Annotated in this window: 23 protein-coding genes; 17 read left to right on the top strand and 6 right to left on the bottom strand. The window is 66.0% G+C overall.

The features are described 5' to 3' along the window. Positions 1–109 precede the first annotated feature (109 nt). Both IEW19_RS09515 and IEW19_RS09510 read left to right on the top strand, forming a co-directional pair. Positions 110–391 carry an SGNH/GDSL hydrolase family protein gene (locus IEW19_RS09515; protein ID WP_188571389.1) on the top strand — a complete coding sequence of 94 codons (282 nt, stop codon included), beginning with the start codon at positions 110–112 and terminating at the stop codon, positions 389–391. An 874-nt stretch (positions 392–1,265) separates the two neighbouring features. Further along, complete coding sequence (locus tag IEW19_RS09510) at positions 1,266–2,450, top strand: alpha/beta hydrolase (RefSeq protein ID WP_188571388.1); 1,185 nt, start codon at positions 1,266–1,268, stop codon at positions 2,448–2,450. Between the two features lie 295 nt (positions 2,451–2,745). On the opposite strand, the gene IEW19_RS23455 is transcribed toward IEW19_RS09510, so the two are convergent. Beyond that, positions 2,746–3,027, bottom strand: a complete 282-nt coding sequence (locus IEW19_RS23455; protein ID WP_229748405.1) for a hypothetical protein — start codon at positions 3,025–3,027, stop codon at positions 2,746–2,748. Between the two features lie 154 nt (positions 3,028–3,181). Here IEW19_RS23455 and IEW19_RS09505 point away from each other — a divergent pair, with 154 nt between their 5' ends. Further along, on the top strand, positions 3,182–5,062 hold the full coding sequence (locus tag IEW19_RS09505; protein WP_229748404.1) for a bifunctional lysylphosphatidylglycerol flippase/synthetase MprF: 1,881 nt from the start codon (positions 3,182–3,184) through the stop codon (positions 5,060–5,062). A 22-nt stretch (positions 5,063–5,084) separates the two neighbouring features. Here IEW19_RS09505 and IEW19_RS09500 read toward each other — a convergent pair whose 3' ends face one another. From IEW19_RS09500 to IEW19_RS09490, 3 genes are all read right to left on the bottom strand, one after another. Beyond that, a complete protein-coding gene (locus IEW19_RS09500; protein WP_373283581.1) occupies positions 5,085–5,669 on the bottom strand; it encodes a dihydrofolate reductase family protein in 585 nt (194 codons plus the stop codon). A 125-nt stretch (positions 5,670–5,794) separates the two neighbouring features. Next, positions 5,795–7,117: a septation protein SepH gene (gene sepH / locus IEW19_RS09495; RefSeq protein WP_188571386.1), complete on the bottom strand. Its 1,323-nt coding sequence runs from the start codon at positions 7,115–7,117 to the stop codon at positions 5,795–5,797. A gap of 205 nt (positions 7,118–7,322) precedes the next feature. Then, on the bottom strand, positions 7,323–7,811 hold the full coding sequence (locus IEW19_RS09490; RefSeq protein WP_188571385.1) for a DUF3093 domain-containing protein: 489 nt from the start codon (positions 7,809–7,811) through the stop codon (positions 7,323–7,325). Positions 7,812–7,928: 117 nt separating this feature from the next. Here IEW19_RS09490 and dut point away from each other — a divergent pair, with 117 nt between their 5' ends. From dut to IEW19_RS09470, 4 genes are all read left to right on the top strand, one after another. After that, positions 7,929–8,447 (top strand): dUTP diphosphatase, encoded by a 519-nt coding sequence (gene dut / locus IEW19_RS09485; RefSeq protein ID WP_188571384.1) that lies wholly within the window; start codon positions 7,929–7,931, stop codon positions 8,445–8,447. A gap of 107 nt (positions 8,448–8,554) precedes the next feature. Then, the gene (locus IEW19_RS09480) at positions 8,555–9,268 is read left to right on the top strand and encodes a DUF3710 domain-containing protein (protein ID WP_188571383.1); all 714 of its coding nucleotides are present in this window, start codon (positions 8,555–8,557) and stop codon (positions 9,266–9,268) included. Next, the gene (locus tag IEW19_RS09475; RefSeq protein WP_308419991.1) at positions 9,240–9,623 is read left to right on the top strand and encodes a single stranded DNA-binding domain-containing protein; all 384 of its coding nucleotides are present in this window, start codon (positions 9,240–9,242) and stop codon (positions 9,621–9,623) included. The genes IEW19_RS09480 and IEW19_RS09475 overlap by 29 nt, the downstream gene beginning before the upstream one ends. Continuing rightward, positions 9,620–10,393 carry a DUF3159 domain-containing protein gene (locus IEW19_RS09470; protein ID WP_188571382.1) on the top strand — a complete coding sequence of 258 codons (774 nt, stop codon included), beginning with the start codon at positions 9,620–9,622 and terminating at the stop codon, positions 10,391–10,393. The genes IEW19_RS09475 and IEW19_RS09470 overlap by 4 nt, the downstream gene beginning before the upstream one ends. A gap of 96 nt (positions 10,394–10,489) precedes the next feature. On the opposite strand, the gene IEW19_RS09465 is transcribed toward IEW19_RS09470, so the two are convergent. Then, entirely contained in the window at positions 10,490–11,248 is a 759-nt protein-coding gene (locus IEW19_RS09465) for a potassium channel family protein (protein ID WP_188571381.1), read from the bottom strand. Next, positions 11,245–11,919 (bottom strand): potassium channel family protein, encoded by a 675-nt coding sequence (locus IEW19_RS09460; protein WP_188571380.1) that lies wholly within the window; start codon positions 11,917–11,919, stop codon positions 11,245–11,247. The genes IEW19_RS09465 and IEW19_RS09460 overlap by 4 nt, the downstream gene beginning before the upstream one ends. A gap of 118 nt (positions 11,920–12,037) precedes the next feature. Here IEW19_RS09460 and IEW19_RS09455 point away from each other — a divergent pair, with 118 nt between their 5' ends. The 10 genes from IEW19_RS09455 to IEW19_RS09410 all read left to right on the top strand — a co-directional run bounded on the left by IEW19_RS09455 (position 12,038) and on the right by IEW19_RS09410 (position 25,500). Further along, positions 12,038–14,014 (top strand): APC family permease, encoded by a 1,977-nt coding sequence (locus IEW19_RS09455; RefSeq protein WP_188571379.1) that lies wholly within the window; start codon positions 12,038–12,040, stop codon positions 14,012–14,014. Beyond that, entirely contained in the window at positions 14,011–15,417 is a 1,407-nt protein-coding gene (locus tag IEW19_RS09450) for a class I SAM-dependent RNA methyltransferase (RefSeq protein ID WP_188571378.1), read from the top strand. The genes IEW19_RS09455 and IEW19_RS09450 overlap by 4 nt, the downstream gene beginning before the upstream one ends. A gap of 165 nt (positions 15,418–15,582) precedes the next feature. Then, positions 15,583–18,408 (top strand): aconitate hydratase, encoded by a 2,826-nt coding sequence (locus IEW19_RS09445; RefSeq protein ID WP_188571377.1) that lies wholly within the window; start codon positions 15,583–15,585, stop codon positions 18,406–18,408. A 129-nt stretch (positions 18,409–18,537) separates the two neighbouring features. Continuing rightward, positions 18,538–20,511 carry a 1-deoxy-D-xylulose-5-phosphate synthase gene (dxs, locus tag IEW19_RS09440; protein ID WP_188571376.1) on the top strand — a complete coding sequence of 658 codons (1,974 nt, stop codon included), beginning with the start codon at positions 18,538–18,540 and terminating at the stop codon, positions 20,509–20,511. Beyond that, the gene (locus tag IEW19_RS09435) at positions 20,508–21,125 is read left to right on the top strand and encodes a DUF402 domain-containing protein (RefSeq protein WP_188571375.1); all 618 of its coding nucleotides are present in this window, start codon (positions 20,508–20,510) and stop codon (positions 21,123–21,125) included. The genes dxs and IEW19_RS09435 overlap by 4 nt, the downstream gene beginning before the upstream one ends. Then, the gene (locus IEW19_RS09430) at positions 21,122–21,682 is read left to right on the top strand and encodes a hypothetical protein (protein WP_188571374.1); all 561 of its coding nucleotides are present in this window, start codon (positions 21,122–21,124) and stop codon (positions 21,680–21,682) included. The genes IEW19_RS09435 and IEW19_RS09430 overlap by 4 nt, the downstream gene beginning before the upstream one ends. Before the next feature lie 8 nt (positions 21,683–21,690). Further along, positions 21,691–22,668, top strand: coding sequence for an aldo/keto reductase (locus IEW19_RS09425; protein ID WP_188571373.1), 978 nt, complete (start codon positions 21,691–21,693; stop codon positions 22,666–22,668). 6 nt (positions 22,669–22,674) lie between these two features. Then, complete coding sequence (locus tag IEW19_RS09420; protein ID WP_188571372.1) at positions 22,675–23,709, top strand: nucleoside hydrolase; 1,035 nt, start codon at positions 22,675–22,677, stop codon at positions 23,707–23,709. 119 nt (positions 23,710–23,828) lie between these two features. Then, positions 23,829–24,707 carry an ECF transporter S component gene (locus tag IEW19_RS09415; protein WP_229748403.1) on the top strand — a complete coding sequence of 293 codons (879 nt, stop codon included), beginning with the start codon at positions 23,829–23,831 and terminating at the stop codon, positions 24,705–24,707. A gap of 10 nt (positions 24,708–24,717) precedes the next feature. Further along, positions 24,718–25,500 (top strand): energy-coupling factor transporter transmembrane component T family protein, encoded by a 783-nt coding sequence (locus tag IEW19_RS09410; RefSeq protein ID WP_188571371.1) that lies wholly within the window; start codon positions 24,718–24,720, stop codon positions 25,498–25,500. Position 25,501: the final 1 nt, after the last annotated feature.

The following is a 25,501-nucleotide window of genomic DNA, read 5'->3' as shown; positions in this document are numbered from 1 at the left end:
CGGACGCGGATGACCGCCGGCTTACGCCGTGGGTTAATTTCCGTGGCCGCCCTTTGTGCGCCGGCCCTCGCCGTCGCCCTCACCCGCTGTGCCCGCCACTGGCCACGCCATGGCCTCAAAGACACACCAGCAGAACATATCCGTCCAGGCCGCGTCCCCGAGCCCGGAACAGCGGGCGCCAAAACGCATCGTGATCATCGGTGATTCCCTCAGCACGGGGTACGGGACCTCCCCGGAGCAAGCATGGCCGGTGCTTCTTGCTTACGATCTGGGTTCCGGGCAGCAGGGAGTGGAGATTACTAACGCCGCCAAAAACGGGGCCGGTTACCTGGCAACAACGCCGGGATCCGACGGCACCGTGCCGTCGGATCCGAACTCCCGGCCCAATTAGCCCTCGCCCCTTCGCCGCCTGCCAATAACGCCATCAAGGGGAGTCTGGCGTTCCCACTCCGGTCGGCGCGGTCTTGGCTTCCGGCGGCTCTGTCCGGATTTCGGTTCCGGAGATGCCAAATTCTCAGCGTCATAGTGCAAAGCGGACCGACTTGGCCCGGCAGCCCGAACCACACGATAGCGTTTTTCGACCGGTCCTAGTGACGTCGGGCGTCCCCACCGGCGAGGCATGACCTGCCCGTCGGGGACTGGCATGTGATGGCGTCACTGAAGCAGCAGGTGGATTTTGCCTCTTCCCAGCTCGGTGGTGCAGGGGTGCGGGACAGGGATGGAATCCCTGTCCCTACCCAAGGATCAGCGTCCCGAATCCCGGTACTTACCCAGGGATTGGGGGATGCAGGGTAAATGCGAGTACTCGCTACTGGTGCCTGACTCCCGACCACGACCGTAACCTCATTTCTAGAGCCCGGTGCGTGGCGACGGAGCTGGAGGCCAGAGACCAAGCAACCAGGGCATGAGTCAGGAAAAAGCCTTGGAGGTCGGTGGAGAGGTGAAAAACTTGCCCGCGGAAGGCCTCAAGCTCGTCACACGGCTGACGTACGCCCGGCGTCCGTTGCAGCCCGGCACCATACGATCCCGTGCCATGCCGGAGCAATGTTTTGCTGGTCGGTCTGGGGACAGGGAGTGAGATGGACGCTTTACTCAAGTTGAATATCCTTCAGGAGCCACTGCGGTACGCCTTCGACGCGGCGAGTATTCTGGCAATCATCTATCTGGTCTGGCGCCCGATTCTCTTGCCACGTCGGGACCGAAGCGAACGTACGGCTGTTAGCAATCCGGGCCCGGCCTTGCGCGGCTCCCAAACCTTTCGTCGCATGCGGCTCCGTACGAGCCTGCTTGCCTTGGCTGCGGGGGCATGCGTCGGAATACTGGTTTTGGTTATCTGCGAGGGCTGGCTGAACATCTTCGGTATTCCATTGGACGGGGATACCCGAACGTGGGTCATTCTGGCCTTTACCGCCGTCGCATTGGCCTTGGTGAATTTGTGGCGCTCACGATGGTGGCGGAAGATCCTGGCCGTGGTGTCCGTTCCGGTCTTTCTCGCCACGGCCATCCTTGGAGTTAACGCCGACTACAGGCTTAATCCCACCCTTGGTTCCCTCCTCGGGGTCAACACAGGCCGCTTTTTGCAACTCCCCAAGCAGATTCCAGCCCCGGCGGAAGCAGGCACGGCGCCGTTATGGCAAACCTGGAAGCCGCCGTCGGGGATGCCGGCCACGGGGCGGAGCGGGCCCGTTGCAATCCCCGCCACAGTCTCCGGGTTCCAGGCCAGACACGCTTACCTGTATCTTCCCCCGGCAGCCTTGGTCGCCAAGCCACCGCAATTACCCATAATCATCATGATGATGGGCCAGCCTGGAGGGCCGGACCAGAACCAGTACGCCGTCGCCCGCCTGAACGCCATGGCCGCCAAGAACCATGGCCTCGCCCCGCTCCTCCTCACTGTGGACCAGTTGGGCAGTCCCTACCAGAACCCCGTGTGTGTCGATTCTCCAAGCGGCAATGTGTACTCATACGTCACCACCGACGTCGTCAATTTCGTCCGCAGCAGCCTCAACGTCTCACCCAGCCGGGACAGTTGGGCCGTAGCGGGCTACTCAAATGGCGGCGAGTGCGCCCTGTCCTTCGCTGCCAAAAGACCAGAGCTCTTCGGCTCACTTCTTGACATATCCGGTGAGCTCGAACCAGTCAGCGGCAGCGTCCAGGACACCGTCAAGACCATCTTCCGCGGCAACGAAGCCAACTTCAGTGCGGAAGAACCGGCCAACATCCTCAAGGCCCACACATACACCGACCTGGAGGCAATTTTCACGAGCGGCACCCTGGACAACACCTACACGCCGCAGGTAACCGCCGCAGCTGCAGATGCCAAGGCGGCGGGCATGACCACCTACCGCTTCACCGGGGACGCAGTTGGCCACCGCGGGGACGCCGTAGATTACGGGCTGAAGATGGGCCTTCCACTGCTGTTCCAACGCTTCGGCCTTTCCGCGCGATGACTGGTACGCAGGGGTCCACGGGCCGGGATCGCATGCCGGTCTGGGCGTTGCCCGGCCGATACCTGGCCCATTTGCGGTCCTTCGCCGGGTGGCTGGTCCCAAGGCTTCGGACAGCACCTGTCACGCTCGGCTACGTTGCCCTGCTTTGGGCTGTTACGGGCGTGACGCAGGTCCTTCATGTACTTCGCGTGCCCGTCCCGGGCGGCCTCGGGTCGGTAGCAGCAGCCCCGTCGTCACTCTTCTTACGGCCCTGGTCTGTGGCGACCTCAGCCTTTTGGCTGCCAACGCCCCTCTACTATGTCGCCGCGACAGTTGCGGTCCTGCTGGCAGGGCTTCTTTTGGAGCGGCGGCTGGGATCTGCCCGCTTTGCCGGAGCGATGGCTGCCAGCCAGATCATGGGCATCATGGGGGCATCGGCAGCAGTTTGGGCGATGCACTCCACGACGGGCTCTTGGCCGGTGGTCCTGATGCCGGACCGGTACCTGGGTCCCACAGCGGCCCTCTGTGGGGTATCAATGGCTGCGTCCGCGACGATGCCGGTACTGTGGCGGCGCCGCCTGCGGATGGCGGTGTGCACATTGCTGTTGCTTCTCGTGCTATTTGAGGGATCCTATGCCGACCTCGTGAGGATGTTCTCCGCTGCAGCGGGAATGTTCCTGGGTCCATTCTTGCTAGGCCGCCGGCCAGCGTTGGCCTGGCCCCGGGTGTCACGCCGGGAAGTACGGGTTCTGGTGGCACTGGCAGTAGCTGCCTTCGCGATCGGGCCGGTGATCGCCGGGCTGTCGCGGCATGCTCCCGGCCCACTCTCGGTGCTCCATCTCCTGTTCACCGATATTCAGCCGGTCGATCCCCAGGCGCTCAAGAGCGCCTGTACCTCGGGGCCAAGGTCCGCCGAATGCCAAATGATGCTCCTTCAGCTCCGGGCGGGAGCAGGGGGCATATTCATGGCCATTCTTCCCTCCTTTCTGCTGCTGCTCATCGCCGAGGGACTCCGCCGCGGACGCCATTTCGCGTGGTGGTCCGCTCTGGTTGTCTTAGGGAGCACGGCGGTTCTGGCCGCCATGCACGTCGCCGGAGTGGTCTGGCCAGGGGTCCTCGGGACGCTGCAGGACGAAAACATGGACTTCCAAAACCTAAGCCATCTGCACAACAAGTTGGGTCTCGTGGTGCCGCTGCTGCTGCCAGGCGTGATGTTCCTGCTCGTCCTCGGATTCCGCGATCTTTTCCCTGCCCGCGCGACAACGGGCACTTACGCCAGGCTTGGCCGCAGGGTCCTTCTGCTTGGCGCCGTGCTCGCAGCCGTCTACGTTGGAGCCGGGGTGGCATTGTCCGGCGGCTTCACACCGGTTCCCTCGCCGGGTCAGCTCCTGACAGACGTGCCCGATCGATTCCTGCCGCTGGGATACACCCTTGACATCCCGCCTGCGATCTTCCCCCAGAGCACGCCGGCCGTCATGCTTTATGAAGGTATCGGGATCGTCTTTTGGGCGATGACCGGCGCACTTGTGCTCCACTCCTTCCTGCAGACGCCGCCCAGCCCGCACGCCCCGGACCCCTCGAGAGTGCGGAACATACTTCGCTCCGGGACTGGCAACCCCCTCTCCTGGATGACCACCTGGCCGGGGAACCGCTACTGGTTTACACCCGATGGCAAAGGCTATGTCGCCTACCGGGTCAACTCCGGCGTGGCCCTGGCGCTGGGCTCACCCGTGGGCCCGGCAGCCGACTACCGGACGTGCGTGGCAGGGTTCGCCCGCTTCTGTGATGACAACGGCTGGACGCCCTGTTTCTACTCTGCAGACCAGACCCTCCGGGATGAAGCCGCAGCGCAAGGCTGGAGCTCAATTGAAGTCGCCCTCCAGACAATCCTCCCCCTGGCCGCACTCACCTTCGCTGGACGACAATTTCAGCACATCCGCACAAATATGAACCGGGCCCGCAAAGAAGGAATCCACGTCGAATGGGTCAACTACACTGAGGCACCCTTGGAGATCCGGCAACAAATCGACGAGATATCCAAGGAATGGGTAGCCGACAAGAAATTGCCCGAACTGGGCTTCACCCTGGGTGGCCTTACCGAACTGCAGGACCCAGAGGTCCGATGCCTGGTGGCACTGGACGCGGACCGGACGGTGCATGGCATTACTTCCTGGCTCCCGTCGTACTGCAACGGCAAGATCGTTGGCTGGACACTGGATCTCATGCGCCGACGCACGAACGGATTTCCAAACAGTACGGAACTGCTCATCGCCTCCGCCGCCCTGGCACTCAGGGACGAGGGCTACAGCTACGTCAGCCTGTCAGGAGCACCCCTCGCAGGTTCCCTGCAGAATGGCGACGCCGGCTCCTACGATTCGCCTCTGGCACACGTGCTGGACTGGTGTGGAAGCCGGCTGGAACCTGTCTACGGATTCCGCTCGTTACTAACCTTCAAAAACAAGTTCGCTCCACGCTTCGAACCCCTGTTCCTGGTCTACAACGACGCTGCGGCTCTTCCAAGCATTGCCAACGCAATCGCAACAGCCTACCTGGGAGACGTTTCCACAGTGCGGCGGCTTGGCCTTGCGGGACAACTCCTGCTGCCACGCACGCCGGGAGCGGGGCGCGACTAGCCGCCGGCGTGGCTTCCCGCTCTTAGCCCACCCGGCGGTAGCGGATGTGGGTGGCCAGAGGCGAATGCAACACCTCTACAGGTTCGAAGCCGAAAGATGCAATCCCATCGAATATCCGCTCACCGGAACCGAGTAGAACCGGTGCGATGTCCAGGGTGAGCTCGTCGATCACCCCTGCCTTCAACGCCTGCCGGACGGTGGAGGCTCCGCCGGCAATATCGATGCCCTTGTCCCCGGCTGCTTCACGGGCTGCGGCGTAGGCCGCATCGAAACCGTCGGTGACGAAGTGAAAGGTTGTCCCGCCGTCCATCCGGATCGGCTCATGCTCATAGTGGGTCAGGACGAACACGGGCGCGTGATAGGGCGGTTCGGGCCCCCACCAGCCGTTCCACTCCCCATCCCAGCCACCGCGGATGGGCCCAAACATGTTCCTGCCCATCACATAAGCCCCGCGCGGGCGCATGAGCCAGTCGGTTGCGATCCCGTCGACCTCATTGGCCCTCGGATCGCCGATGTGCCAGCCGTGCAGTTCGAGTCCCCGCCTGCCCAGCGGGTTGTCGCGGCTCTGGTCAGGTCCGGCGACGAAGCCGTCCAGTGACATCGACATATGGCAGGTGGTGTCCGGCACGGCGAACCTCCAGGGTTAATTCCAGCTTCAAACCAAGCGATTGCGGGGATACTAGCATGCAGCGGAGATGACAGCGACCCCGGCAGTGGCCGGAGAAACTGCTCCTAATCGCTCCGTGTACCGAAGACGATCTCGTCCCAGGACGGGACGCTGGAACGCTTGGGCCGTGCGGGCCGTTCCGGCGCCTCAGTCTCGGGCAACTGTCCGGTAGAAGGGGTCGGATCGGTCTGCTTGGGTGCGGGGCGGCGGGGGTTTCCGCCAAGCAGTTCGTCCAATCCGGCGCCGCCGGAAGTCCCGGAACCGGCTCCAGGCGTAGCAGCGGAGGGCTTCTGCGGGGACGCCACAATGGTGATTTCCCGTGTGTCGGTGCTGACGCCGTCGTGAAGCCGCAGCGCGTCATCGTGGCCGTCGCGGTGCGGCGGTAGAAGGCTGAGCCGTGAAAGCATGGACGGTCTGGTGTCCCTGCGCCGAATGAAGGAATCCCCTTGGGCTGCCGGCGCCTCCCGCGCGTCATCCTGCGGTTCCGGCTCCTCAGCCTCAGCCTCAGCCACCACCTCGGAAGGGCGTGGGTGGGCAGCGGGCACGCCGTGCGTGAGCAGCAGCGCCAGTGCATCGTCCGAGTCCTCGTCCACACCCAGCCGCTGGCCGCGCCGCGAGCGGAGCATGTCCAGGAGGCCGTCGGATTCCTTGCCGGAATCCTGCGCGGTGCCACCCTGGCCTTGGGGTGAGATCTTTGACGCGTCTGCGTCAGTCTCGAAATCGAAGGGGCGGTCGGAAACCGCTGTGAGCCGGCGTGCGGGAACAGGCCCGTCCAGCGGCTCGAGTTCACTCAGCTGCTGCGCCCAGCGGTTTGTGTTCTGCAGTGATTTGCGTCCGGGGCTGAACGTCCACAACGCGGGCGGCTCTTCTCCGATCCCGGAGGTCCCGCCGGGCTTCGCTTCGAAGCTTGCCGAGACAGTCCAGGTGCCGTCCTGGCGCCGCCACGAGTCCCACTCCACCGTTGCGGGGTCAATGCCGTGGGCGGACAGGCGGTGGGCCACCATGTCGCCCAGGGTTGCCGGATTGTCACCGAATGCGGACCGGTAAATGTCGTGGCCGGGAGAGGGCGCGGCGACTTCGACTTTCCGAGCCTGCTGGGCAACATACTCGCGTTCCGCCAGGACGGGCCCTTCGTAGCGCTCCACCTTTGCCAGCGGCATCCCGGACAACTCCGCGACGTCCGCAGCGGTTGCGCCGGCACGGATGCGGGCCTGGATATCCCTGGGAGACATCGGAACGGCAGGCCGTTCCGCCCTCGATTTCACCGTGGACCGGCTGGCCGTCCTGAGGGCCTCATCGATCGGCAGCTGGAACATCTCGCCGCCGGCCCCGCTCAACAGGAGATGCGTCCCGTCGTCGTGCACGCCTACAAGCCGTAGATCCTGCATACAAATCCTCCACCCTGGCATTACTATCAATCGAAACTCTGCCACCCGGCAGCGCGGAATTCGCTCAAGGAGCAGGGCGCGCCGTGATTTTCCGCTGGATCCGGGCCCGAACGAGGAGTGGCCTGGCCCCGGCACGGGTCGACCAGGGGCGACTGCCGAGCCAAGGCAAAGACTGCGGGCGTTAGCGCCAGGAGTCCCGGCAGTGTCAGTGCCGGGACAGGGCTGCCGTCAGCTTCTCCGGGTGGCGGGTCGAGGCCAGCCAGTAGGGGGTACGGTCCGCCGGGTCTGTGATCTCGACCTTCACCACGGGATCGATCCAGCCGCGGATGCACAGGTAGGCGAGCCCGTTCAGCCGGGTGCCGCGCTCCGCGGTCGCTTCGCCGGACCTGAACTGCTGGACAGCGCCAATAAACCGGCGTTCGATGGTGGCCCTTCCAACGGTGAGGGCGTCCGCCGTCACCGTAACGGTGGGTGTGGAGAGGACCAGGAGGACAGCGATGATGACGAAGAGCACCAGAGCCGCGGTGTAGCCTGCTTCCATGCTGATGGGGGCGAATACCAGGATCCCCGCCGCGGAGACGCCGGCTGCGATGATCCAGATCCAGGCGTTCGGCCACAGCTTCTCCCTGTAAATAACAGGTGCCCCAGCGGAAGGTGTGCTGGGAACGGACTCAGGCGAGCTTGATTCGGGCATAGCCTAAGCTTTCCACCTTTGGCCGGCTATTTCACCTTGGGTCCAGGGGCCCTGATCGGTCCCCTGGACCAGAGCTCCCTAGGACTGATTTGGGGGCGCGGGTTAGAGTGAGTGACTGTGACTGATCATCCCGCCACGGTAGACCTTGTCCCGGACGCAGCCTCACCTGCCGCCGCTGCCTCCACATTGCAGGTGCAGTTGAAGATGCTGGATCCTGAGCTTGAAGCACCGTCCTACGCGCATCCGGGCGACGCCGGTGCCGACCTCCGTGCCCGGGAGGACGTGGTCCTGTTGCCGGGGGAGCGCAAACTGGTCCCCACCGGGGTCGCCATCGCCCTTCCCGAGGGCTTTGTAGCCCTGATCCATCCCCGGTCCGGCCTGGCCACCAAGCACGGCCTCACGATAGTCAACGCCCCCGGCACCGTGGACGCCGGCTACCGGGGCGAGATCTCCGTGACCCTGCTGAATACCGACTCCTCCCGGCCGATAGAGCTGCGCCGCGGCGATAGAATTGCACAAATGGTCATCCAGCGGGTGGAGTATGCCCAATTCGTTCCTGTCAGCGAATTGAGCGGTTCCGTGCGCGGCACGGGAGGGTTCGGGTCAACGGGCGGGTTCAACGTCTCCGGAGCCTGACGCCCGGCTGCACCCGCTGCCACGCCAGCACGTACGACGGCGGGACCTCCATGGGTCCGGCCGGCACCAATTCAGAACTGGCACATTCCAGAATTAAGGAGTCACCCATGGTCTTTGGGCTCGGCAGGAAAGCAAAGAAGGAAGAGCCGGCGGAGCCGGCCGAAGAGCTCACGATTGCGGAGGCCGGCGACGGCGCACCCGCGACCGCGGCACGCCGCCAGGACGGCCCCTTCGACGAGGCCGAAATCAGCAGCCGCGACGCCTTCGTGGACCTGGGTGCGCTGCTGATCACACCGAGCGAGGGCCTTCAACTCCGCCTCGAAGTCGAAGAGGCCACCCAACGGGTAGTGGCAGTCACCCTGGACCTGAACGGCTCCAGCCTCCAGCTCCAGGCCTTCGCTGCCCCTAAGACAGAGACGCTGTGGGACGAGATCCGCGAGCAGATCGGCCAATCGGTGGGCTCGCAGGGCGGCCAGGTTGAAGAGGTGGAAGGCGCTTTCGGCACGGAACTGGTGGCCAAGCTGCCTGCCGGGCTCCCTGACGGCAGCCAAGGCTACCGCGTGGCCCGCTTCATCGGCGTCGACGGCCCCCGCTGGTTCCTGCGAGGCGTCCTGGGCGGACCTGCAGCGCTGGAGCGCCCCGCAGCTGAGCCGCTCGAGGCCCTGTTCCGCCAGGTCGTCGTGGTCCGCGGCGACAGCCCCATGCCGCCGCGCGACCTGCTGCAGCTGAAGCTGCCCAAGGACGCCTCCACCACTCCTCCGCCCGCCGCGCCCACCCTGGAGGAGCCCGAACGTGGTCCCGAAATCACCCAAATCGGCTGAGTCCCCCCATAGCGGGACCGCCACGGCGTCCGGGGGGATCACGCCCCTGCACCAGCTGCCGGACAGGGGTCGCGTCATGTGCCAGGGGCACGTCGAATCAGTGACCTTTGTCCCTGCGGACCGGACCGCTGAATTCATCGCCATTGTTTCCGAGGACGACGCCGAACGTCCCGCCGCCGGTCCGGGGAGCGGCAGGCCGCCAAGGCTCCGCGTCGTGTGGCTGGGCCGCCGCCGGGTGCAGGGCATCGAGGCAGGCGCGCAGATCCGGGTCGAGGGGATGCTGGCCCGCGGCAAGGACATGGCCACCATATTCAATCCCCGCTACGAGATACTGTCCCGCCAGGAGAACGAATGACCGCGCAAGAGCCCGAACAACCATCCGGCACTGCGAACCCCGGCACCGGAGGCCAGCAGCAGGGCAAGCCGCCCGCTGCAGGACAGTCCCCGGTGGCAGGGCTGGCCGCTGAGTATGCTGCCAAGGCCGGGCTCCACCGCACCCACGACGGCAGGGTGGACGTCCTGCGGAGCGCCGGGGGAGTGCAGGGCATTGCCGAAAGCATTGTTCCCGGACTCGTATTCCTGGTCGCCTTCACCATCACCCGCGAACTCACACTGTCACTGGTGGCCGCCTTGGCGTCCGCGGCTGTGTTCACGGTTGTCCGCCTGGTGCAGCGGCGACCCCTGACCCAGGCCCTGGCGGGCGTCGTCGGCGTCGGCATATCGGCCTGGCTGGCCAACACCACCGGCAAGGCGGAAGACTTCTACCTGCCCGGCTTCTTCACCAATGCCGCCTATATCCTGGCGATGGTCCTCTCGATCGTGGTCAAGTGGCCTGTGGCAGGCCTTCTTTTCGGCTTCATCCGCAACGAGGGCGTGGACTGGCGCAAGGAACCGGACCGGGTCAAGGCATACCGCCTGGGCACCTGGATCATCGTGGCGGTACTGGTGCTCCGGCTCATCGTGCAAGTGCCCCTCTACCTCATGGGCACCGACGGTCTGGCCGCACTCGCCACCACCCGCCTCATCATGGGCGCACCCCTGTACATCCTCGGCGTCTGGGTGGCGTGGCTCGTGACCCGGCCGGCTCCGGCCGAAGCGGAAGCCGGCGCAGGCCAAGCCGCCTGACGGACCTAGCCTGACGCCCGGCAAGCCTGACGGACCTAGCCTGACGCCCGGCAAGCCTGACGTCGGCGGTTTTGAGCCCAAGGCGCCGTGACTGTCCTAGCCGTCGAAACCGTCGTCGTCCGCAGCATGTCCATGGCCGCCGGCGGTGGCGGGCTGGCCGTTGCCCTCAGCCTGCTCCCCGGAGTCGGTGCTGCCCGGGGCGGAGGAGAGCAGTTCGCGGAGCCCGTCCTCAGCCGCAATGGTGGTGACGAAGAAGAGCTCGTCGCCGCCGTCGATCACGTCGTCCCGGCTTGGAGTGATCGGTGCCTGGTCCCGCAGGATTGCCACCAGGGTGGCGTCCTCGGGCCAATGGATGTCTCCGACGGTCATGCCGATGACGTGCGAATCATGGGGGACAGTGAATTCCACCAGCGATGCGACGCCGGTCTGCAGCGTCAGCAGCCGGACCAGGTCGCCGATCTCCACCGCCTCCTCCACCAGGGCGGTCATCAGCTGCGGAGTGTTGACGGCCACGTCCACGCCCCATGAGTCGTTGAACATCCAGTCGTTCTTCGGGTTGTTCACCCGGCCCACCGTGCGGCCAACCCCGAACTCGGTTTTTGCCAGCAGCGACACCACCAGGTTGACCTTGTCATCACCCGTCGCGGAGACCACGACGTCGGCGTCCTCCACCTTGGCGCCCTGCAGCGTGGAAAGTTCGCAGGCGTCCCCGACGAGCCAGTGGGCGCCGCGGAGGCCGCTGCGCCCGATCACCTCGGGTTTGAGGTCGATCAGGAGGATCTCGTGCTTATGCGCCAGAAGCTCCCGGGCGATGGACGATCCGACACTGCCTGCACCGACGATAACGACTTTCACTGATACTCCTTGGCGGGGGCTTTGGCGAGGATCTGGGCGATCTGGGCGCTGCGGTCCACCTGCAGCATGGCGTGCACGGTGTCACCGTCCTGGTACGCCGTTCCGGCACCAGGGAGCAGGCCCTCGCCGAAGCGGGTGAGGTAGGCAATGCGGACATCCGCGGCTTTCTCAATGCTGCTGATCCGGTGTCCGATCCAGCCGGCGTCCAGGTCCAGTTCTGCCAGTACCAAGCGTCCGGAAGGTTCACGGAAGTCCCCTGCAAGGTGCTGTTCGGGAAGGATGCGGCGCAGCACCTGGTCGGCGCTCCAGCGGACTGCGGCCACGGTGGGGATGCCCAGGCGCTGGTAGATCTCGGCTCGTCCCGGGTCATAGATCCTGGCGACGACATGCGGGACGTGGAACGTTTCCCGGGCCACCCGGGTGGCCAGGATGTTGGAGTTGTCGCCGCTGGAGACGGCAGCGAAGGCGTAGGCCTCGCCGACGCCTGCCTGCTTGAGGGTGTCCCGGTCAAAGCCCACCCCGGTGACCTTCCGGCCCGTGAAGCCCTGGCGGAGCCGGCGGAAAGCGCGGTCGTCCTGGTCGATAATGGCCACGGAATGCCCGGCATCCTCCAGCGTGTGCGCCAGCGTTGCCCCCACCCGGCCACATCCCATGATCACGAAATGCGCCACCGTATCTCCTCTGTATCTATGTCAGGAACGTGCAGCTAGAACTCTACCGGCATGGCCCCGGTGCGGGCGGGCCGGGGCCCGTCATGACATCGCCCGCGAATCAGACTAGCTTTGTGGGGTGTTGACAATACTGAACGCCGTCAAACGCGTGCTGGTGGGCAGGCCCTTCCGGAATGACCGCCTGGCCCATACGCTGCTCCCCAAAAAGATCGCACTTCCGATCTTCGCGTCCGACGCCCTGTCGTCCGTAGCCTACGCGCCGGACGAAATCCTCCTGACGCTGGCCCTGGCAGGTGTCAGCGCAGTGGCCATTTCGCCCTTGGTAGGCCTGGCAGTGATGGTGGTGCTCCTGACTGTCGTGGCCTCCTACCGGCAGAATGTCCATGCCTATCCGTCAGGCGGCGGTGACTACGAGATCGCCAACGAGAACCTTGGCAAGTATGCCGGCCTGACGGTGGCGTCGGCCCTCCTTGTCGACTATGTCCTGACGGTATCCGTGTCGATGTCCTCGGCCGCCGCGTACCTCACCACGGCTGTACCGTCTCTCCACGGCGAGCAGGCCGTCATAGCTACCATCGGCGTCGTCATCCTTGCCCTGGTGAACCTGCGCGGCATCAAGGAAGCGGGCAGCGTCTTCGCAGTCCCCACGTACATCTTCATGGCGTCCATCCTTGGCATGACGGCGGTGGGCATGTTCCAGGCTGCCACTGGGCAGCTCGGGCAGGCGCCGTCGGCGGCCTTCACCATCGTTCCGACGGAAGGCTTCGACCAGGGCCTGGTGGGCCTGGCCGGTGCTTTCCTGCTGCTCCGGGCCTTCTCGTCGGGCGCCGCTGCGCTGACCGGCGTCGAAGCCATCAGCAATGGCGTCCCAAACTTCCGGCACCCCAAGAGTAAGAACGCTGCCACCACGCTGCTGCTCCTGGGCGTGATCGGCGCCGCCATGCTGGCCGGCATCATCTACCTGGCCAACGCCACCAAGGTCCACATCGTCCTGGACCCTGCAAAGGAATTCCTGCTCAACGGCAACCCACTGCCCGAGGGCTACATCCAGAACCCGGCCATCAGCCAGATCGCCCAGACCATCTTTGGTGCGGGCAGCATTCCCTTCTATGTCGTGGTGGCCGCCACCGGCGTTATCCTGGTGTTCGCGTCCAACACTGCCTTCAACGGCTTCCCGGTCCTGGGTTCCATCCTGGCCCAGGACGGCTACCTGCCCCGCCAGCTCCGGACCCGTGGCGACAGGCTCGCGTTCAGCAACGGCGTGCTGGCCCTGGCCGCCGGTGCCCTGGTGCTCATCATTTCGTTCGACGCGGACGTCACCAAGCTCATCCAGCTCTACATCGTGGGCGTGTTCATCTCGTTCACCCTCAGCCAGCTCGGCATGATCCGGCACTGGGGCCGCGAGCTTAAACTCGCCAAGGACAAGGCCGTCAGGCGCAAGATGATCAAGTCGCGGACCATCAACACCATAGGTTTCGGCATGACCGGACTGGTGCTGGTCATCGTGCTGATCACCAAGTTCCAGCAGGGCGCCTGGATCGCGCTGCTGGCCATGTTCATCCTTTTCCTGATCATGTGGAGCATCCGGGCCCACTACGACAATGTGGCCAAGGAACTCGCGGTGGACGAGGACTCCTCCCCGCGTGCGCTGCCCACCCGGGTGCACGCCGTGCTGCTGGTGTCGCACATCCGCAAGCCCGTGCTGCGCGCATTGGCCTACGCCCGCGCGTCCCGGCCTTCGCGGCTTGATGCCATCACGGTGGACATCGACCCGGAGGAGACGGCGCACACCATTACCGACTGGGAAAAGCTCGAAATCCCGGTCCCGCTGACCGTCCTGGCCAGCCCCTACCGCGAGACGGTCACGCCCATTATGGACTACGTCAAGCAGATGCGCCTGGACTCCCCGCGGGACCTCATTGTCGTCTATATCCCGGAGTACGTGGTGGGCAAGTGGTGGGAGCAGTTGGTGCATAACCAGACGGCCCTGCGCATCAAGACCCGCCTGCACTTCGAGCCGGGAGTCATGGTGGCCAGCGTCCCCTGGCAGCTCAAATCCTCCGAAGAAGCAAAGAACCTCCAGGACGTCCAGTGACCGCCAGAACTTCAACCGCCGCGCGGCCATCAGGAACCCCTTTGCAGGAGACGGACGAACCCGGCCACACGGGCGAAGAGGCTGTGCTCGATGTCGGGCCGGTGGCCCACGGCGGTCATTGTGTGGCGCACCATGAGGGCCGGGTGGTCTTTGTCCGCCACGCCATCCCAGGGGAGAAAGTCCGCGTCCGCCTGACGGACGCCGGGGACAGCGCCAAGTTCTGGCGGGCGGATGTCATCGAGGTGCTGGAAGCGTCACCGGACCGGGTGGAGCACTTCTGGCGCGCGGCCGATTCCCCGCGGGCCTGGAGCCACGGCCATCCGCCGGTGGGCGGTGCCGAGTTCGGGCACATGACGCTGGCCCGGCAGCGCAGCCTGAAGGCGGACGTCCTTGCCGAACAGCTCACCCGGCTTGCCGGCTTCGGGCAGGTACCGTCCGTGTGGACCGGCGGCGTTGAGGCCGTCGGGGAAAAGTACGACGGCGGCACCGGCCTTGGGTGGCGCACGCGGGCCAGCTTTTCGGTCACCCCCGGTGGCAAACTCGGGATGCACGCGCACCGCTCCGGCCACATCGTTCCGGTGCGGGAGATGCCCCTGGCAAGCGAGGCCATCAACGCCCTCCATTTGTGGGACCTGGACCTGCAGGGCGTTGAGCGGGTTGAGGTGGCCGCACCGGCCAACGGTTCCCGCCCCCTGCTGCTCCTGGCCCCGGCGCCCGGCACCAAAGACAAGCGGCTGAGGGCAATCACCGCGCAAATGCCGGGAGATGCTTCCGTCGCGGCCTTCGATCCCCAGGCCGGCACCGTGACGCAGCTCCGGGGGCGTACCTGGGTGCAGGAATCCGCCGTGGGCCACGAATACAGGGTCACCGGCGAAGGCTTCTGGCAGATCCACCGGGACGCGCCCGGAACCCTTGTGGGGGCTGTCACGGAATTCCTGCAGCAGGGGGACTTCCTCCACCCCGGAGCTGTGGTTGCCGATCTCTACGCCGGCGCTGGGCTCTTCACCGCCGTCCTGGCCGACGCCGTGGGGGAGACGGGGTCCGTGCTCTCGGTTGAAGGGTCGCCCGGAACCAGCCGCGACGCGCGCAAGAACCTGCACGCGGCACCGCAGGTGGAGGTGGTCCAGGGCCGCGTGGAAACGGTCCTGCGCCAGAGGCCGCGGAAGCTCGATGCGCTGGTGCTTGACCCGCCCCGGGCCGGAGCCGGGAAAGCGGTCGTCGGCCAGTTGGTTGCATCGCAGCCCCGGGCCATTGCCTATGTGTCCTGCGATCCGGCGTCGTTCGCCCGTGACCTCGGTTACTTCCGCCGCTCCGGGTGGGAGCTCGCCGGGCTCCGGGCCTTCGATCTGTACCCCCACACCCACCACCTCGAGACCGTGGCACTGCTGACTCAAGGTCCCTGATGCCGCCGCGGTTTTGGACTACGATGGCCGTAGTAGTCCCACGTCGCGCCCGTATTCTCGGCCGGCCGTGTGCAATTTTCGGGCCCTGGAACTACTTAGGGCGTCCTAACTAGCAGGCGGTCAACCGCGCGACAAAGATGAAACTGTTGCGAGAGGAGTCCTGCGATGAGCACTGTGGACAGCTTCGGTTCAAAAGGCAAACTTAATGTAGCCGGAACCGAATACGAGATTTTCCGGTTGAACTCCGTTGAAGGTGCAGAAAACCTTCCGTTCAGCCTCAAGGTATTGCTTGAAAACCTGCTGAGGACCGAGGACGGCGCGAACATCACTGCCGATCACGTTCGCGCTTTGGCAGGCTGGGATCCGAATGCGGAGCCCGATACAGAAATCCAGTTCACGCCGGCACGCGTGATCATGCAGGACTTCACCGGCGTTCCCTGCGTGGTCGACCTTGCCACCATGCGCGAAGCGGTCAAGGACCTGGGCGGCGACCCCAAGCGGGTCAACCCGCTGGCACCGGCCGAAATGGTCATCGACCACTCGGTCCAGATCGATGCCTTCGGCAACTCCGGCGCACTGGAGCGCAACATGGAGATCGAGTACCAGCGCAACGGTGAGCGCTACCAGTTCCTGCGCTGGGGCCAGACCGCGTTCGACGACTTCAAGGTGGTCCCCCCGGGAACCGGCATCGTGCACCAGGTCAACATCGAATACCTGGCCCGCACCGTGATGACGCGAGAAGTGGACGGTGCGCTCCGTGCCTACCCTGACACCTGCGTTGGCACCGACTCGCACACCACCATGGTCAACGGCCTGGGCGTGCTGGGCTGGGGCGTGGGCGGCATCGAAGCCGAGGCAGCAATGCTCGGCCAGCCCGTCTCCATGCTCATCCCGCGCGTGGTCGGCTTCAAGCTCAGCGGCAGCATTCCCGCCGGCGCCACTGCCACCGACGTGGTGCTGACCATCACCGAAATGCTGCGCAAGCACGGTGTGGTGGGCAAGTTCGTCGAATTCTATGGCGACGGCGTGGCCGAGGTGCCGCTGGCAAACCGCGCCACCATCGGCAACATGAGCCCGGAGTTCGGCTCCACCGCCGCCATGTTCCCCATCGACGACGTCACCCTGGAGTACCTGCGCCTCACCGGCCGGTCCGAGCAGAACGTGGCCCTGGTGGATGCCTACGCCAAGGAACAGGGCCTGTGGCACGATCCGTCCCGCGACATCAAGTTCTCCGAGTACCTGGAACTGGATCTGTCCACCGTTGTCCCGTCCATCGCAGGCCCCAAGCGCCCGCAGGACCGTATTGAGCTGACCGAGGCAAAGGACGAGTTCCGCCACGACCTGCTCAACTACGTCTCCCACGACGCGAACGCCGGCACCCTGGACGAGTCCCTCGAAGAGACCTTCCCGGCTTCCGACGCCCCGTCCTTCACCAGCGGAGCAACCCACGTCTCCGACACCGACCGCGAACCGCCCAAGTACTCGGCAGCCCACGGCGGCGCCGGGCGGATCTCCCACCCCGTCCCCGTGAAGATGGCTGACGGACGCGAGTTCGAGCTGGACCACGGCGCGGTCACCATCGCGTCCATCACGTCCTGCACCAACACGTCCAACCCCTCGGTCATGCTGGCCGCCGCCGTCCTGGCGCGCAACGCCGTCGAAAAGGGCCTCACCGCCAAGCCGTGGGTCAAGACCTCCGTGGCCCCCGGCTCCAAGGTGGTCACCGACTACTACGAGAAGTCCGGCCTGACTCCCTACCTGGAGAAGCTTGGCTTCTACATCGTGGGCTACGGCTGCGCCACCTGCATCGGCAACTCCGGTCCGCTGGAAACTGAGATCTCCGAGGCCGTCCAGGCCAACGACCTCGCCGTCAGCGCCGTCCTGTCCGGCAACCGCAACTTCGAAGGCCGCATCAACCCGGACGTCAAGATGAACTACCTGGCTTCCCCGCCGCTGGTCATCGCCTACGCCCTGGCCGGTTCCATGGACTTCGACTTCGAGACCGACCCCCTCGGCAAGGACGAGGCCGGCAACGACGTCTTCCTGAAGGACATCTGGCCCAACCCGGTCGAGGTCCAGCAGGTCATCGATTCCTCGATCGACAAGGACATGTTCGCCAAGGGCTACGAAGGCGTCTTCGACGGCGACGACCGCTGGAAGGCACTGGACACCCCGGCGGGCGACACCTTTGCCTGGGATCCGAACTCCACGTACGTCCGCAAGCCCCCGTACTTCGAGGGCATGCAGGCAAAGCCGGAACCGGTCAAGGACATCTCGGGCGCCCGCGTGCTGCTCAAGCTCGGCGATTCCGTCACCACCGACCACATCTCCCCGGCCGGTTCCTTCAAGTCCGACACCCCGGCCGGCCAGTACCTGTTGGCCAACGGCGTGGAGCGCAAGGACTTCAACTCGTACGGCTCGCGCCGTGGTAACCACGAGGTGATGATCCGCGGCACGTTCGCGAACATCCGTATCAAGAACCAGCTCCTGGACGGCGTTGAAGGTGGCTTCACCCGCGACTTCACCCAGGCTGACGGTCCGCAGGCATACGTCTACGACGCCGCGCAGAACTACCAGGCAGCCGGCACCCCGCTGGTGGTCCTGGCAGGCAAGGAGTACGGTTCCGGGTCGTCCCGCGACTGGGCCGCCAAGGGTACCGCCCTGCTGGGCGTCAAGGCCGTCATCGCCGAGAGCTACGAGCGCATCCACCGTTCCAACCTGATCGGCATGGGCGTCCTGCCGCTGCAGTTCCCGGCCGGCGAGAACGCTGCCAGCCTGGGCCTGACCGGCACGGAAGCCTTCTCGGTGGAGGGCGTCACTGCCCTGAACGAGGGCACCACGCCCAAGACCCTGAAGGTCACCGCCACCGCAGAGGACGGCTCCTCGAAGTCGTTCGACGCGGTCCTGCGCATCGATACCCCGGGTGAAGCGGACTACTACCGCAACGGCGGCATCCTGCAGTACGTGCTGCGCCAGATCTCCGCGAACTAGCGGGAACTGCCAAGCAGGCACCATCTCCCCGAAGCCCCGGCCGGTCACCGACCAGCCGGGGCTTCGGCTTTGCATTCAAGCCGAGGCGTTAGAGTTAAACGGCACGTCTACCACCCGAAGGAGGGGTCATTGGGAATCTTGGACACCATCCGGAATCCGCAGGACCTGAACGAGTTGACCGAGGAACAGCTGGAACAGCTGGCCTCGGAGATCAGGGAATTCCTGATCACGAACGTCTCCCAGACGGGCGGCCACCTCGGACCCAACCTCGGCGTCGTGGAACTGACGCTGGCCGTGCACCGCATCTTTGAATCCCCCCGGGACAGCATCGTCTTCGACACGGGTCACCAGTCCTACGTCCACAAGCTGGTCACCGGGCGGCAGGACTTCAGCACGCTCCGCCAGGAAGGCGGTCTCTCTGGTTACCCTGACCGGGCCGAATCGGAACACGACATTGTGGAAAGCTCCCACGCCTCGTCGTCGCTGTCCTGGGCCGACGGCATCTCCCGCGCCCGCCAGCTGACCGACGAAGGCGACCGGCACGTGGTGGCCATCATCGGCGACGGTGCCCTAACCGGTGGCATGGCCTGGGAAGCCATCAACAACATCGCGGCGGACAAGAAGCGCCGCGTGGTCATTGTGGTCAATGACAACGGCCGGTCCTACGCCCCCACCGTGGGCGGCTTCGCCGATTACCTGGCGTCGCTGCGGCCCACCATCGACTCCTTCCGCGCGGCACCCGCCTACGAGGGCGCCCTGGACTGGTGGAAGAAGAAGCTGCAGGACGGCGGCCCGGTGGGCCAGTTCACCTACAAGAGCCTGCACGCCATGAAAAAGGGCATCAAGGACTGGTGGGCCCCGCAGGGCATGTTCGAGGACCTCGGCATGAAATACATCGGCCCCGTGGACGGCCATAACCTCCAGGCCATGGAACACGCACTCTCCACCGCCAAAAACTACGGCGGGCCCGTCATCGTCCACGCCATGACGGAAAAGGGCCACGGCTACGCTCCCGCCCGGGCCCATGAAGCCGACCAGTTCCACGCCGTCGGCATCATCGATCCTGAAACCGGCGAACCAACCGGTACCGGCGGCGCCCAGTCCTGGACCTCCGTGTTCGCGGACGAGATTGCCACCATCGCGGACGAACGCGACGATATCGTCGGCATCACGGGGGCCATGCTGATCCCCGTGGGCCTGCACAAGTTCGCGGCCAAGCACCCCAAGCGGGTCATCGACGTCGGCATCGCCGAACAACACGCGCTCACCGCCGCAGCCGGCATGGCCTTCGGCGGCCTGCATCCCGTTGTCGCCGTCTACGCCACCTTCCTGAACAGGGCCTTCGACCAACTGCTCATGGACGTCGCCCTCCACAAGGCCGGCGTCACCATCGTCCTGGACCGTGCCGGCGTCACCGGCCCGGACGGCGCCAGCCACCACGGCATGTGGGACATGGCCATGGTCCAGATCGTCCCCGGCCTGCACCTGGCCGCGCCCCGCGATGCCACCCGGCTCCGCGAGGAACTGCGCGAGGCCGTGGCCATCAGCGACGCCCCCACCGTGGTCCGCTTCTCCAAGGGATCCGTTGGCCCGGCAGTCGAGGCAATGGAACGGCTCAGCGACGGCGTGGACATCCTTGCCCGCCGCCCGTCCGGCTCCACCGAAAATGACGTGCTGATCGTCAGCGTCGGCGCCATGTCCGAACTGGCCCTCGACGTCTCCAACCGGCTCGGCGCGCAGGGTATCAGCACCACCGTAGTGGATCCACGCTGGGTCCTCCCCGTCCGCCGATCCATCATCGCGCTGGCCTCGCACCACCGCCTGGTGGTCTGCATCGAAGACGGCGTCCGCGCGGGCGGCGTGGGCTCCCGCATCCGGCAGGAGATGCGTGCCGCAGGTGTGGACACCGCCCTGAACGAGGTGGGCCTGCCCGTGGAATTCCTGGAGCATGGCACCCGCAACCAGGTGCTGGAGCGCGTTGGGCTCACTGCCCAGCAGATCACGCACGACGTCGTCGCGCAGGTCCTGGGAACAAAGGTTCCGTTTGCGAGGCTGCTGCCCGGGCAGCAGCACCCCACCACCGGCAGCCTTCCGATCCTGTGAGGGACGAGGATGAACTGAAGTACCCCGGGCCTGCCGGGGAGTCCGGACCGGTCCTGCACACCACCACCACACGCGTTCCCAATGGACTGCAGCCGGGGCAGCTGGTGGTGTCCCGGAACCGGAAATGGAACGGCAAGGCCCACTGGGTGGTGCCCGGGCGGTACCTCGGCGAAGACCAGCACGGGTGGTGGATTTTCCAAGGCACCAACGAATTCTGTTCCGGCCCCGGCGCCGCGTTCTACACGCGTTCGGATGCGGTACTCCTGGTGCCCCGCCAAGGCGACTGGGTGGCAACGTTCTACGACGCCACCCACCCCGGCGGAGTGCGGGTGTACATCGACCTGGCAGTAGGACACGAGTGGACACACATCCGCCCGGCGGTGACGGAGTTCCATGTGATCGACATGGACCTCGACGTCATCCGGACATCCGACCGCGGGGTCTTCATCGACGACCAGGACGAATTCGCGGAGCACAGCGTCTCCATGCGCTATCCCCGGCGCCTGATCGAGGACATCCAGGCCGCTGCGGACGGGCTCTACCACGCCGTGAAGGCGCAGGACGCACCTTTCGACGGCACCGACGTCGAATGGTTTACAAAAGGACGAATATGAGCGGCATTGTCAGGGTCTACAAGCGCGACGACGAGGGTGCCCTGCATTTCCGGGAAGCCTGGTTCGACGAGGAATACTCCCAGTTCGTCATGAATTTCGGCGCAGTGGGGCACCAGAGCAAGACCGAGGAAACCGACGTCCCTGATGCCGATGCCGCCGACAGCCTCCTGGACGCCTTTGCCGCACAGTGCGCGGAGGACGGCTACGCCGAAGTCCCCAACGAGGAACAGTTCTGGGTGGTGGCCCAGTTTTCCCTTAAGACCAGGGAAGGCACGGACCGGGACCGGCGCCTGCAGCAAAAGGCAACTGACGCCCTGATCAGCCACCTCGCGTGGCGCGGCCTGGGCACGGTGGAACGCTCAGAGTTCACCGACTACAAGCTCAACATTTTCTGCCTCTGCCCGGACGTGAACAAAGCCGTCAACGCCATCAAGGTCTGCGCCCGCGGCGAGGACCTGGACTTCACCAAGCTCAGTATCGGCGCTGCCCCCTACAGCGACCCGGACCATTTCAAACTCAAGCATTCAGCCAAGCCCGCCAGCAGCTTCAGCCTTTAGGAGACTCCTTGACCAGTTACCGCCGTATTGGAAAATCAGGCCTGACAGTCTCCACCGTGGGCCTGGGCTGCAACAACCTGGGCAGGGCCAACACGGCCACGGAATCGCAGGAAGCCACTGACGCGGTGGTCCATGCAGCGGTGGACGCCGGCATCACGCTGTTCGACGTGGCAGACAACTACGGGCGGGAGCCGGGCCTCAGCGAAACCATGCTCGGCAAGGCCCTCGGGGCCCGCCGTGCGGACGTGGTCCTTGCCACCAAGTTCGGCATGGATACCAGGGGCGCCAACGGCCAGGACTTCGGCGCCCGCGGCTCCCGGCGGTACATTATCCAGGCGGTGGAGGCTTCGCTGCGGCGGCTGGGCACGGACTGGATCGACCTTTACCAGTTCCACACCCCGGACCCGCTGACCCCCATCGACGAAACCCTGGCGGCGCTGGACACCCTGGTGGGCAGCGGCAAGGTCCGCTACATCGGCCACTCCAACCGGTCCGGCTGGCAGATCGCCCAGGCGGAGTACGTGGCCCGCGAACTGGGCACGGCCCGGTTCATTTCCTCGCAGAACCACTACAACCTGCTGGACCGGCGCGCCGAGCTTGAGGTCACCCCGGCCGCCGAGGAATTCGGGCTGGGCGTGCTCCCGTACTTCCCGCTGGCCAACGGCCTGCTGACCGGCAAGTACTCGCCGGGCCACGCCCCCGAGGGGTCCCGGCTCAGCCACACCCGCACCAACATGGTGGACGACGCCGACTGGGACCAGTTGGGCACGTACAGCGCCTTCGCCAAGGAACGCGGCCTGACGGAGATCGAGGTGGCCTTCTCCTGGCTTGCCGCGCAACCCTCGGTGGCCAGCGTCATCGCCGGCGCCACCAGGCCCGAACAGGTCCGGCAGAACGCGGAAGCAGCAAACTGGGTCCCCACCCCCGAAGACCTCGCGGCCCTGGACGAAATCTTCCCGGCCGTGCCCAAGGTCGCGCTCTTCTAGGCAGCCGTGCCCGCCTACCTCCTGGATGTCGATACCGGCATCGACGATGCCCTGGCCCTGGCCTACCTTGCCGCCCTCCCGGACACGGAGTTCGTGGCGGTCACCGCGACCCCGGGCAATGTGGACGCCGACCAGGTGGCACGCAATACCCTGGCACTGCTGGAACTGTGCGGCCGGCCGGACGTCCAGGTGGCAGTGGGTGCCCGCAAGCCCTTGTCCATCCCGCTGCTCACCACCCCCGAGACGCACGGGCCGCAAGGAATCGGATACGCCGTCATGCCCGAACCCGTCGGGCAACTCAGCCCCCGGAACGCCGTGGACCTCTGGATCGAACATGCCAGGGACAGGCCGGGGGAGCTCACCGCGCTCATTACCGCCCCGCTGACCAACTTCGCGCTGGCGTTGCGGCAGGAACCGCAACTTCCCGACCTCCTGGCCAAGGTGGTGATCATGGGCGGTGCCTTCTACCACCAAGGCAACACCACCCCCACGGCCGAGTGGAACACCCACGTGGACCCGCACGCAGCCAAGGAGGTCTACGCCGCGTACCGGGGCCGGCCACTGGATAAACTGCCCATCGTCTGCTCCCTCGACACCACCGAGCGCATGGAACTGCACCCGGCACACGTCACGGCCCTGGCCCAGGCTGCAGGCGCCGCCGTTCCGGAACGGGTGCTCCCGGAGGACCCCGAAGGCCGCCGCAGCACCTCCGACAACACCCTCGTCAGGCACCTCTCGGACGCGCTGCGCTTCTATTTCGAGTTCCACCGGCGCTACGACCAGGGGTACCTGGCCCACGTCCATGACTTCTTCGCGGCCGGAGTCGCCGCGGGCACGCTTGAGTACACAGCCCGCCCCGCCACCGTCGACGTCGAAACGGACTCACCTCTCCTGGTGGGAACAACGGTGGCCGATTTCCGCGGACTCTGGGGCGCAGCACCGAACGCCCGCATCGTTGCCACCAACAACCCGGAGCAGGCGTTCCGCGAGCTGGTGTCCGCCGTCGGAAGTCTTGCCCGCCGGGTGGCACAGGACCGGTAGAATTGGCCACGGAACCGGCCCGGCGCAGTTGCCGCCGGCTGCTGCCGAGGTGACATAGGCAGCCACACTCCGGCCCGGTATTGCCGGGCCACTGCCTGCACCCCAAAGGAACAGCCCCCATGTCATCGCCCTCTTTGACGCTTCCGTCCCAGGAACGCCCCGCGGCCCGCCGCCGGCTGCTCGAGATCCTCGGCGCCCTGGCCATCGCCGCCACCTACGTCTACCTTGTACTCAACCAGCCGGCGGACATCACCGGAGGTCCGGGCAGCGCCTCAGCCCTGATCGCCCTCACCGGCTTCCTGGCAGGGGCGGTCCTGCTGATCGTCGCCGTCCTGCCCACGCTGCCGGCCTCCACCCTGGTGCTGATCCCCGTTGCGCTGGTCCTGAACATCGTGCTCGGCCAGTTCGTCGGCAGCACGCTGGTTCCCTTCTACCTCGATGCCATCGGCACGGTGCTGATCGCCGTCCTGGCAGGCCCGGCCGCCGGGGCCGCCACCGGCGCGCTCGGCAGCATCGTCTGGTCCTTCTTCAACCCCACCGTGCTGCCGTTTGCTGCAGGCGCCGCACTCATCGGGTGCCTGGCGGGGCTGGCAGCCCGCTACGGCCTCTTCCGCCGCTTCTACCTCGCTCCCGTGGCCGGCTTCGTCACCGGGATCATCGCCGGTGTGGTGTCCGCGCCCGTGGCTGCGTTTGTCTACGGCGGAACGTCAGGCGTGGCCACCGGCGCAATCGTCAGCGCGTTCCGTGCCATGGGGGACACCCTGCTGGCCGCCATCACCAAGCAGGCCCTGATCTCCGACCCCATGGACAAGGCAATCGTGTTCACCATCGTGGCCATCCTGGTCTATGCGCTGCCCCGCCGTGCCCGCCAGCAGTTCCCCTTCATCCGGCGCTACCGGGTACTGGCCGGCAACGGCAAGGCCGCCGACACCCAGGCTGGCGCCGCGGTGGAGGATACGGCCCAGGGTACTGCCCACGGTTCGGCACGGAACGGCTGACCAAAACCCTGTGACTGCATCCTCCGCAGGCCGGACCGGGCAGCCGGCCAGGCGGGAGCGCCTTAACCCGCTGACTTCACTGGCAGCTGCCGCGGCCACGGCGGCAATCACGACGGCGGCCGGCAGCTGGCAGCTGTCCCTCACCGTGATTGCCGCTTGCCTTGGCCTGTCCGTCGCAGGCGGCACGTCCCGCCGCGTGCTGCCGGCAGCTGCGGCGGTCCTGGTCCCGTTCGCCCTGTCACTCCTGGTGCTGCACGGGCTGTTCTTCCCCGAGGGCAGGACCGTCCTGGCAGAGTGGGGGCCTGCCCGGATCACAGCCGAAGGCCTGCACTTCGCCGGGCAGCGGATCCTGCAGCTGGCCGCCGTGGTCCTGGCCCTGCTGCTGTTCTCCTTCAGCGTCAGCGTGCCGGACCTGGTGGCTGCCTTGTCTGCCCGCGGCGTTCAGGGCCGGTTCGCCTTCGTACTGGCGTCCACCCTGACCCTGCTGCCTGCCATCGCCGGCAGGGCGCGGCGGATCCGGCAGGCCCAGGAGTCCCGCGGCCTGGTGATCTCGCGCAACCTGGTGTCCAGGGTTGGCGCATTTCGGTTGCAGGCCGTTCCCCTGGTCCTGTCCCTGATCGAAGATGCCGGCACCCGGGCTGCTGCCCTGGAAGCCCGTGGGCTGGGTAACAGCGGGCCACGGACCAGCTACCGCGAGGTGCCTGATTCCGGCCAGCAGCGGACGGCGCGGGCTGTCCTGGTGCTGGCCGCCCTGGCAGCAGTAGTCCTCCGGGTGGTGCAGCCCGGTGCCTGAA

The organism is Arthrobacter liuii (genome assembly GCF_014639275.1).
In the GTDB taxonomy this organism is placed as follows: Bacteria; Actinomycetota; Actinomycetes; order Actinomycetales; family Micrococcaceae; genus Arthrobacter; species Arthrobacter liuii.
The sequence above is the reverse complement of the archived record's forward strand: the minus strand, read 5'-3'. Positions and strand labels throughout refer to the sequence as shown.